Annotated in this window: 8 protein-coding genes; 6 read left to right on the forward strand and 2 right to left on the reverse strand. The window is 71.2% G+C overall.

The window, feature by feature from the left end; genetic code table 11:
- Positions 1–46: 46 nt before the first annotated feature.
- On the reverse strand, positions 47–637 hold the full coding sequence (locus tag ACZ6JS_RS33945) for a hypothetical protein (RefSeq protein WP_469303765.1): 591 nt from the start codon (positions 635–637) through the stop codon (positions 47–49).
- A gap of 403 nt (positions 638–1040) precedes the next feature.
- Between ACZ6JS_RS33945 and ACZ6JS_RS33950 the strand changes: the two genes are divergently transcribed.
- From ACZ6JS_RS33950 to ACZ6JS_RS33975, 6 genes are all read left to right on the forward strand, one after another.
- Positions 1041–1349, forward strand: a complete 309-nt coding sequence (locus ACZ6JS_RS33950) for a hypothetical protein (RefSeq protein WP_008742356.1) — start codon at positions 1041–1043, stop codon at positions 1347–1349.
- A gap of 102 nt (positions 1350–1451) precedes the next feature.
- Complete coding sequence (locus ACZ6JS_RS33955) at positions 1452–2282, forward strand: DUF8175 domain-containg protein (protein WP_469303767.1); 831 nt, start codon at positions 1452–1454, stop codon at positions 2280–2282.
- Positions 2272–3588 carry a hypothetical protein gene (locus ACZ6JS_RS33960; RefSeq protein WP_469303769.1) on the forward strand — a complete coding sequence of 439 codons (1317 nt, stop codon included), beginning with the start codon at positions 2272–2274 and terminating at the stop codon, positions 3586–3588. The genes ACZ6JS_RS33955 and ACZ6JS_RS33960 overlap by 11 nt, the downstream gene beginning before the upstream one ends.
- Positions 3585–5147, forward strand: coding sequence for an SCO6880 family protein (locus ACZ6JS_RS33965; protein ID WP_469303770.1), 1563 nt, complete (start codon positions 3585–3587; stop codon positions 5145–5147). Before ACZ6JS_RS33960 ends, ACZ6JS_RS33965 begins: the two co-directional genes overlap by 4 nt.
- Positions 5148–5165: 18 nt before the next feature.
- Positions 5166–6587 (forward strand): ATP-binding protein, encoded by a 1422-nt coding sequence (locus ACZ6JS_RS33970; RefSeq protein WP_469303772.1) that lies wholly within the window; start codon positions 5166–5168, stop codon positions 6585–6587.
- Between the two features lie 2 nt (positions 6588–6589).
- Entirely contained in the window at positions 6590–8212 is a 1623-nt protein-coding gene (locus tag ACZ6JS_RS33975; RefSeq protein ID WP_469303774.1) for a P-loop NTPase family protein, read from the forward strand.
- Here ACZ6JS_RS33975 and ACZ6JS_RS33980 read toward each other — a convergent pair.
- On the reverse strand, positions 8209–8778 hold the full coding sequence (locus ACZ6JS_RS33980) for a GNAT family N-acetyltransferase (protein ID WP_469303776.1): 570 nt from the start codon (positions 8776–8778) through the stop codon (positions 8209–8211). The genes ACZ6JS_RS33975 and ACZ6JS_RS33980 overlap by 4 nt on opposite strands.
- Positions 8779–9002 lie beyond the last annotated feature (224 nt).

Below are 9002 nucleotides of genomic sequence, written 5' to 3' on the forward strand. Positions count from 1 at the left end.
CCCTCCAGCCTGCCGCACCCCACTGACAACGCAGCGGTCCCGAAGATCAGGGATTGATGACCGCGGCCCAGCCCAGGGTGCAGGTCAGTGTCAGCGTGCACGAGGTCTCGAAGACGGCGCCGGAGGTGGTGAGCACCTTCACGTAGACCCGGTCGGCGACCTTGACGGACACCCCGCAGGCGTTCCGCGGATATCCCGGCGTCTGCCGGTAGTTGGTCAGGTCCTTCCACGCGTAGGCACCGGTCGGCGCGCTCCGGTAGCCGACGTACGTCCGGCCCCGGGTCAGCGCCGCGCTGTACTCCGCGCCCGACATCGACCCCGGCACCCCGACCGTGTCGATGTCCACGCACGGCCCCGGCGGCCCCTGCGGCCCCGCCGGACCCCGCTCCGCCTTGGGCTTCGGTCCCAAGCGCCGCGTCGGACACGCCGTGCCGCGGGCGCCGGGCGCCGCCTTCGACTTCCCCTTCGCGGTGGCCCCGGTCTTCTTCCCGCAGGCCCCGGCCACCCCCGCCCCCTGCGCGCCGACGGCGTCCGCGGCCGCCACGGGTGCCGAAACGCCCCCGAGCACCAGCACCAGCGGCACCGCCAGACCCGCCGCCGACCCCAGCCGCCGGCCCGCCCTCATCGATGAACCCATCCTTCACTCCCTGCGTCGTCCTACCTGACGACGTGGAGCTTCGCCCCCGATCGCATGTACGGATGGATTACTGACGGAATGTCGGACATATGTCAGCGAGTCGGCCCAACGACACGCGACCCCACTGCTCCGAACGGCGGCCCCTCGCCCCGCCCCCCGTACGCCGACAGGACAATCATTGCCCGGCGTCACCCCCCGTGATACACAGAGTGACCGCACGTTCTTGCGGATGGACGGCAGCCCGGCCCAGGTCAGAGCGCGGAAGCCGGTCGCGGGCCGCGAGATCGGGTAAAGAGAGCCGACAAGTCGACGACGGCGGCGGTTTCATCAGCGAAGATAGTGCGTGACCCCTGCCGTCGGGCAGCGGGCATCCGGAACTACCCATACAGGGGCGGTGAGTTACATGATCCTGGCAGCCGAAAAGGGCGACATCACCACCATCATCGGCGGAATCGCCCCGAACTGGGGGCCGTTCGGCAGTCTCGGCAACGAAGCGAAGGTCATGATCGAGGTGGTCATGGCCGTGGCGATCCTCCTCTGCCTCGGCATCGCCATCTGGGGCGCGGCCAAACAACGCATCGGCGCGACCGCCCTGCGCGACACGTTCAGCGCGGAACAGGGCAAGGGCCTGATCGTGGCCGGCCTCACGGGCGTCTTCATCATCGGCTCCCTCGGCACGCTCTTCACGATCGTCTACGGAATGGCCGTCTGACCCGACCGACCACCGGTGTCCCCGCCTGATGAGGACTCACCACACCGCATCCACGCGGGAACCAGCGCTACCGTCGTACGACGCGGAGGGGGCGGAAACGGAATGAGCAACGACGACCAGTACGGCGGCGCCGGCTACGGCGAGGTCGGCGGCACGGGCCAGACCCGCACCCGCCTCCCCGAAGCCGCCGCCGACCCGTACGGCCCCGCCCGCCGCACCTCCCGCGCCCCCCGCAGCCTGGTCACCGTGGTCGGCGTGGTGGTCCTCCTGATCGCCGCCATCGCCTTCGCCAACCAGTCCCCGGACACCCCCGACGACCGCCCCTCGGACGACGCCCCGGCCGCCGCCTCCACGGCCGCCACGGGCACGGACCCGGTCACCGGCAAAACCGCCGGCATCCCCAAGGGCTTCACCCAAGACGAACAGGGCGCCCAATCGGCCGCCGCCAACTTCGCGGTCGCCCTGGGCTCGGACGGCATGTTCCGGAAGAACACCCGCCACGCCCTCGTCGACGGCATCTACGCACCCGACGTCGCGTCCAGAATGAAGGGCCCCCAGGACGAGGCCTACTCAGCGGCCTTCCTCGCCAAGCTCGGCCTCGACGCGAACGGAAACGCCCCCCAGGGCAGCACCTTCGTCACCCGCACCGTCCCGATCGGCACCCGCGTGGAGAGCTACACCCCCACCGCCGCCAAGGTCTCCGTCTGGTACACCGGCCTGATCGGCATGTCCGGCACCAAGTCCACCGACCCGGTACGGACCCTCTGGAAGACCTGGACCTTCGAGCTGAGTTGGGTCGGCGGGGACTGGAAAGTCGTCGACGACACCCAGCAGGACGGGCCCGCCCCGGTTCCCGGCGATGTCCCCGTGTCGACGTCCGACGACATGAGCAAGGCCATCAAGGAATTCGGAGGATTCACCTATGCCCGCTAGCCTCCGGCTTCCCGCCCGGCTGGGCGTGATCGCCTCCGCCCACGTGGCCCTCGCGTCCCTGGCGACCCGCGCCTACGCGGCGCCCGATCCGACTTCGCCCGCCTCCACACCTCAGCCCACCAACGACCCCTGCGCCCTGCTCGACGGCCCCTCCAAGCAGTACTGCCAGAACGGCACAGGCGCATCCGGTGCCACACCCGGAACGGGACTGGCCCCCAGCGACGGCGGAGACGCACTCAACCCCCTCGCCTCCCTCGCCAAGGGCTGCGCCGACGCCGCAGCCTGGATCGTCACCAAGCTCAGCGAAGCGGTCAACGGCAGCGCCAACGTCGACTTCACCAACGCCACCTTCCTCAAGCAGTACGCCGTCGTCTTCGCCGCCTCCACCATCCTCACGCTCGTGCTGTGGCTCTTCGCCGTCGCCAAGCGAGCCGTCCGCGGCGTCCCCCTCACCACCGCCATCTCCGAAGCCATCGGCTTCCTCTGGCTCACCGTCCTGGCCTCCGCCTTCACCCCCCTGATCCTCTACACCGTCGTCTCCGCGACCGACGGCGTCACCGAGGTCATCGCCTCCGCCACCGGCGGCCAGACCGACGTCTTCTTCGGCTCCTTCTCCGAGGCCCTCAAGAAGGGCGACGACATCGGCGGCGGCCCGATCATGCTGATCGTCGTCGCCCTCGTCACCGTCCTCGCCGCCGGCATCCTCTTCCTCGAGCTCTTCATCCGCGCCGCCCTCCTCTACGTCGGCGCCCTCCTCGGGGTCGTCGTCTACTCAGGGCTCGTCGACCGCAACCTCTGGGGCCACGTCCGCCGCTGGGCCGGCATCATGATCGCCGTCATCCTCGTGAAGCCGGTCATCGTCATCGTCCTCGGCCTCGCCGGAGCCCTCACCGGCGAACAAGGCCCGGGCGCCTTCTCCGCCGTCGTCACCGGCCTCTCCATCATCCTCCTGGCGATCTTCGCCTCCGCGGTGATCTACCGTTTCGTCCCCGGCTTCGGCGACGAGATCGCCTCCGCCCGCGCGGGCCGCAGCAAAGCCACCGACGGAGCCCAGGCCGCCGCCGTCATCAGCTCCCCGGCCTCCCTCGTCTCCCAGGGCATCAAGACCCACAGCAGCCGCGGCGCCCACCGCGGAGGCGACGGCGGCGGCGCGCCCCGCCCCGCCAACCCCCTCTCCGGAGGCGTGGCCGCCCACAGCAGCCGCCCCGCCTCCGGCGGCGGGGGCGGCGGCGGATCTGTCCCCTCCGCCGCACCCCCGCCCCGCACGAGCTCGAGCACGAGGAACACAGGAGGTGACGGGCGTTGACGTCCCAGTCCCACCAGCTGCACCCGGTCGCGCCCCGCCGCACGTATCTCATCGGCCGCGCCCGGCCGAACGCGATCGTCGGCAAGAACCGCGAGACCGGCGAGATCGCCCTCATCATCACCGGGGCGTTCTTCGGCATGATGAGCGGACTTCTCGTCCCCGACCTCACCCTGCGCATCGTCAGTCTGGTCGGCTTCCCCGTGCTCGCGCTCGCCGCCGTGTACGTCCCGTACAAGGGCCGCACCTTCTACCGCTGGTTCGAGATCAGCCGCAGCTACAAGCGCACCCTGCGCCGCGGCACCACCTACCGCTCCGGCGCCATGGAAGCCGGCGTCCGGGCCGCGGACGGCCGCGAGGTCGAGGTCGGCCCGCCCCCGGGCATCGGCCGCATCAACTGGCTCGCCGCCCCCTTCGGCCCCGACGAGATCGCCGTACTCCTCCACGCGGACCGCCGCACCGTCACCGCCGCCATCGAGATCGAGGGCCCCGGCGTCGGCCTGCGCGACAGCGAGGACCAGGAAGCCCTCGTCGACCGCTTCGGCACCCTCCTCAAGCACGTGGCCAACGGCGACGGCTTCGTCACCCGCCTCCAGATGCTCGCCCGCACCCTGCCCGCCGACCCCGACGCCCACGCAAAGGACGTCGCCCAGCGCGGCGACACCCAGGCCCCCGTCTGGCTGCGCGACTCCTACGACCAGCTCCAGTCGATGGTGTCCACCTCCTCCGAACAGCACCGCGCCTACCTCGTCGCCTGCATGCACTACACCCGCGACCTGGCCGCCGAAGCCGTCACCATCGCCCGCGCCTCCACCCCCCACAAGGGCCGCAAACTCGACCGCGACGCCGGCCTCGCCATCGTCATGGCCCGCGAGCTCACCGACATCTGCGCCCGCCTCGCGGAGGCCGACATCCGCGTCCGCCAGCCCCTCGGCCAGGGCCGCCTCGCCTCCCTCGTGCACTCCATGTACGACCCGGACCACCCCATCGACCACATCCAGGCCATGACCAAGCGCAACGCCTGGCCCGCCGAACTCGACGCCGTCGAACCCACCTTCCTCCAGGCCAAGACCCGCGAGTCCTCCACCCGCGCCCCCTGGTGCCACGCCACCGCCTGGGTCAAGGAATGGCCCATGACCCCCGTCGGCGTGAACTTCCTCGCCCCCCTCCTCGTCCACACCCCCGACGTCATCCGCACCGTCGCCGTCACCATGGACCTGGAGCCCACCGAGGTCGCCATCGAACGCATGCTCACCGAGAAGACCAACGACGAGGCCGACGCCTCCCGCGCCGCCAAGATGAACCGCACGGTCGACCCCCGCGACATCGCCGCCCACGGCCGGCTCGACCAGAGGGGTGAAGACCTCGCCAGCGGCGCTGCCGGGGTCAACCTGGTCGGGTACATCACGGTGTCGTCGCGTTCACCGGAGGCCCTCGCCCGCGACAAGCGGACCATCCGCGCCTCGGCCGGCAAGTCCTACCTGAAGCTGGAGTGGTGCGACCGCGAGCACCACCGCGCCTTCGTCAACACCTTGCCGTTCGCCACCGGCATCCGACGCTAGCTGGAGGGAAAGCCGCCCATGCGAGATCCCATGACAGCGCTGACGGACGCCTTCACCAGCTTCCTCTTCGGCAAAGTCGAAACCACGCGCCTGCCCGTACGCACCTCCACCGGGCAGGCGCAAGCCGTCTACCTGCCCACGGCCGCCCCCGGCCTCGGCGACTCCGGCGTCATCATCGGCCGCGAGGTCTACAGCGGCAAGGGCTACATCTACGACCCCTTCCAGCTGTACGGCCAGCAGCTCCCGGCCCCCCACTGGCTGGTCCTCGGCGAATCCGGCAACGGCAAGTCCGCCCTGGAGAAGACCTACGTCCTGCGCCAGCTCCGGTTCAAGGACCGCCAGGTCGTCGTCCTCGACGCCCAGGGCGAGGACGGCGTCGGCGAATGGAACCTGATCGCCCAGCAGCTGGGGATAACCCCCATCCGCCTGGACCCGATCGCCGCCAACGACACCGGGATCCGCCTCAACCCCCTCGACCCGGCCATCACCACGACCGGCCAGCTCGCGCTGCTGCGGACCATCATCGAGGTGGCCATGGGCCACGGCCTCGACGAGCGCGCCGGCTTCGCCCTCAAGGTCGCCCACGCCCACGTCGTCGACACCATCCGGGACCGCCAGCCCGTCCTGACCGACATCGTGGAACAACTGCGCCACCCCGAGGCCGAATCCGCACTCGCCATGAACGTCGACATAGACGACGTCCGGGCCTGGGGCCTCGACGTGGCGCTCGTCATCGACCGCCTCGTCGACGGCGACCTGCGCGGCATGTTCGACGGCCCCACGACCGTCGGCATCGACCTCGACGCCCCCCTGATCGTCTTCGACCTCTCCCACATCGACCGCAACTCCATCGCCATGCCCATCCTCATGGCGATCGTCGGCGTATGGCTCGAGCACACCTGGATCCGGCCCGACCGCAAGAAGCGCATCTTCCTCGTCGAAGAGGCCTGGCACATCATCAACAGCCCCTTCGTCGCTCAGCTGTTCCAGCGCCTCCTGAAGTTCGGCCGCCGTCTCGGCCTGTCCTTCGTCGCCGTCGTCCACCACCTCTCCGACGTCGTCGACGGGGCCGCGGCCCGCGAAGCAGCAGCCATCCTCAAGATGGCCTCGACCCGAACGATCTACGCCCAGAAGGCGGACGAGGCCCGCGCCACGGGCCGGGTCCTGGGCCTGCCCCGCTGGGCGGTGGAAATCATCCCGACCCTCACCCCCGGCATCGCCGTCTGGGACGTCAACGGCAACGTCCAGGTCGTCAAACACCTGATCACCGAAGCCGAACGCCCCCTGGTCTTCACCGACCGCGCCATGACCGAGTCCTCCGCCTCGGCCCGCCTCCCCGCGGACCTCCTCGCCGCCGAACTGGAAGCGGAGGAACGCGCCCTGTCCATCGAACGCAGCCGCGGCAGCGGCAGCCCCGGATCCGCGACCACGGTGGCCTGACCATGCACGACGCACGACGTACGGAGCCCGCGGCGCGCGGCGGCGGAATCCCGGACGGCCTGCTGGTCGCCCTGCTGGCCTTCCTCCTCGGCCTGGCCGTCCTCGTCTGGACGGCCACCGGGCTGGCCTCGCTCTTCGCCAAGGGCTCCTGGCCGGGCACCGTCACCTTCACCCGGACCCCGACGGCCGTCCGCGCCCTGATAGCACAGCCACACGACATCCCGGCCGCCTGGCCCGACACCGACCCGGCTGCCCTCTCCGGCTGGGGCCTGTTCTGGGGCCTGTTCGTCAGCCAGCTGCTGATCCTCTTCGTCGTGACGGTCTTCGCGATCGGCGTGGTGGCCCGCACCAAGGCCCGCCGCGCCCTGGCGAAGCAGGAGTCACGGGCGCCCGTACCAGGCCCCTACCAGCCGGCACCGGCGCAGACGGCGATCCCGCCAACGGCCCCCACACCTGCGACCCATCCGGCCTCGACGACCCCCACTCCCGCGCCGGCGGCGTCGGAGGCGCGGGGGTCCGGGAGCAGCGCCCCCGACGGCCTGCGCCCCGCACCCGTTCCCGTCGCGGCCGGTCCGGCCCCGACGGCGCCCGTGGCGCTGGAGCCCGGCCCCGGCAGCCCCGGCAGCCCCGGCAGCCCCGGCGACGACGCCTACCGCTACGGCTTCGGCTACGCCCCGCTCGGGCCGGCAACCAGCACCGTCACCCCCGCTCCAGCCCCGCAGGGCCTCGCGTACGGCGGCCCCGACGACCGTCTGCGCGCCGCGGCCCACCGCATCGGCGAGGCGGAAGGCGCCGCCCTGGTCGTGACCTCCTCCCCCACCCTGTGGGCGGAGACCAAGGACGCCCGCGCCAAACTCGGCCCGGTCCTCCTCTACGACCCCTCCCACCTGTGCGACACCCCGGCCCGCATGCACTGGAACCCCGCCGAGGGCTGCGCCGACCGCGACGCCGCATCCGCCCGCGCTGTCGCCCTGCTGGCCCCCGTACGCCCACAGGCCCGGATGGACGAAGCTGTCGCCGACACCGCCGAAACGCTCCTGCGCAGCTGGCTCCAGGCTGCCGCCCTCGACGACCGCCCGTTCAAGCAGCTGCACCGCTGGGCCCAGGGCAACAGCGCGCAGGACCCGGTACGCATCCTGCGCACGCACCCCGGTGCCGCCGCGGGCGCGGCCGGTGAACTGGAGAGCGCCCTGACCGCGCACCCGGAACGCCGCGAACTGGCGCAGAACCTGACGGCCCGTGCCCTCTCCTGCCTGACATCGATCCACATCCGCGAGGTCTGCACCACGAACCGAACGGATTCGCTCACCCTGGCTTCGTTCCTGGCCGAAGGGGGAACCCTGTATGTGGTGGGTGAAGCTCTGGAGGACCCTCGCACCCACCCGGGTGCGATGCCGTTGCTGACCGCACTCGCCTCTCACGTGGTCGAGCACGGCCGCCGCATGGCCGCACGGTCATCCCACGGTCGGCTCGACCCACCACTCTCGCTGGTGCTGGACGATGTGGCGGCCGTGGCCCCGATCCCCCAGCTCCCGGAGCTGCTGACCGGGGACCCGCTTCCCCTCCTGGCCCTGTGCCGCAGCCGCGAGCAGGCCCGCTCCCGCTGGCCCGGAGCCGGCCTCTAGGCCGCGTCGGGCCGACGGAGGGCGTACTCCAGCTCCTTGGCCTCCGGGTTCCCGGGCATCGGCACGACCGTGCCGGTCGCCTTGAACCCGTACCTCCGGTAGAAGGCCCCGGCCCGCGCGTTGTCCTCGTGCACGAAGAGCCGTACGCGTTCCAGGACCGGCGCCTCCAGCCCCCAGGCCCACTCCAGCGCGGCCGCGAACAGGGCCTCGGTCAGCCCGGTGCCGCGCTGCTCGGGCCGTACGAACACCCCGACCAGGTGCCCCTGTGTCCGCTCGACGGCCTGGCCGAAGAAGTCGATGGTCCCGCCCTCCTCGACGAGCACGGACACCGTGCCGACCCAGCGCCCGTCGGGGGCCTCCGCCACGAACTGTCGCGCAGCCCGCCCGTGGGACGCTCCCGCGGCTCGCCCCTGCCAGAATTCGTCGGGGTGTTTTTCGGCCTGCTCCACCGTCTCGAGGAACGCGACCGGAGCAGCCGGGTCCTTGAGGCCGGCTATCCGCAGCTCCTTGACCTTCGCCCACTCGTCTGCGCGCACCGGACGTATCACGTGCTGGACTCCGTTCATGAGCGAAGATCCTAGCCATCCATCCGCCCGACTTCCTTCATGATTACGCACGTCAGAGCCATCGAGCACGTCACCACCCGGTCGTTGGGCCGTCCTTCGGACCCGGCCGTCGCGGCGAAAGCACCCTTAAACGCAGAAAAGCCCCGCACCAGAAGGTGCGGGGCTTTCCCACAATGATTGTTCGGCGGCGTCCTACTCTCCCACAGGGTCCCCCCTGCAGTACC

The organism is Streptomyces sp. NPDC046349 (assembly GCF_055587885.1).

Excerpts from the sequence above, each read along its gene's own strand:
- ACZ6JS_RS33945 (WP_469303765.1), bottom strand. The coding sequence starts at position 637 with ATGGGTTCATCGATGAGGGCGGGCCGGCGGCTGGGGTCGGCGGCGGGT.
- ACZ6JS_RS33950 (WP_008742356.1), top strand. The coding sequence starts at position 1,041 with ATGATCCTGGCAGCCGAAAAGGGCGACATCACCACCATCATCGGCGGA.
- ACZ6JS_RS33955 (WP_469303767.1), top strand. The coding sequence starts at position 1,452 with ATGAGCAACGACGACCAGTACGGCGGCGCCGGCTACGGCGAGGTCGGC.
- ACZ6JS_RS33960 (WP_469303769.1), top strand. The coding sequence starts at position 2,272 with ATGCCCGCTAGCCTCCGGCTTCCCGCCCGGCTGGGCGTGATCGCCTCC.
- ACZ6JS_RS33970 (WP_469303772.1), top strand. The coding sequence starts at position 5,166 with ATGCGAGATCCCATGACAGCGCTGACGGACGCCTTCACCAGCTTCCTC.
- ACZ6JS_RS33975 (WP_469303774.1), top strand. The coding sequence starts at position 6,590 with ATGCACGACGCACGACGTACGGAGCCCGCGGCGCGCGGCGGCGGAATC.
- ACZ6JS_RS33980 (WP_469303776.1), bottom strand. The coding sequence starts at position 8,778 with ATGAACGGAGTCCAGCACGTGATACGTCCGGTGCGCGCAGACGAGTGG.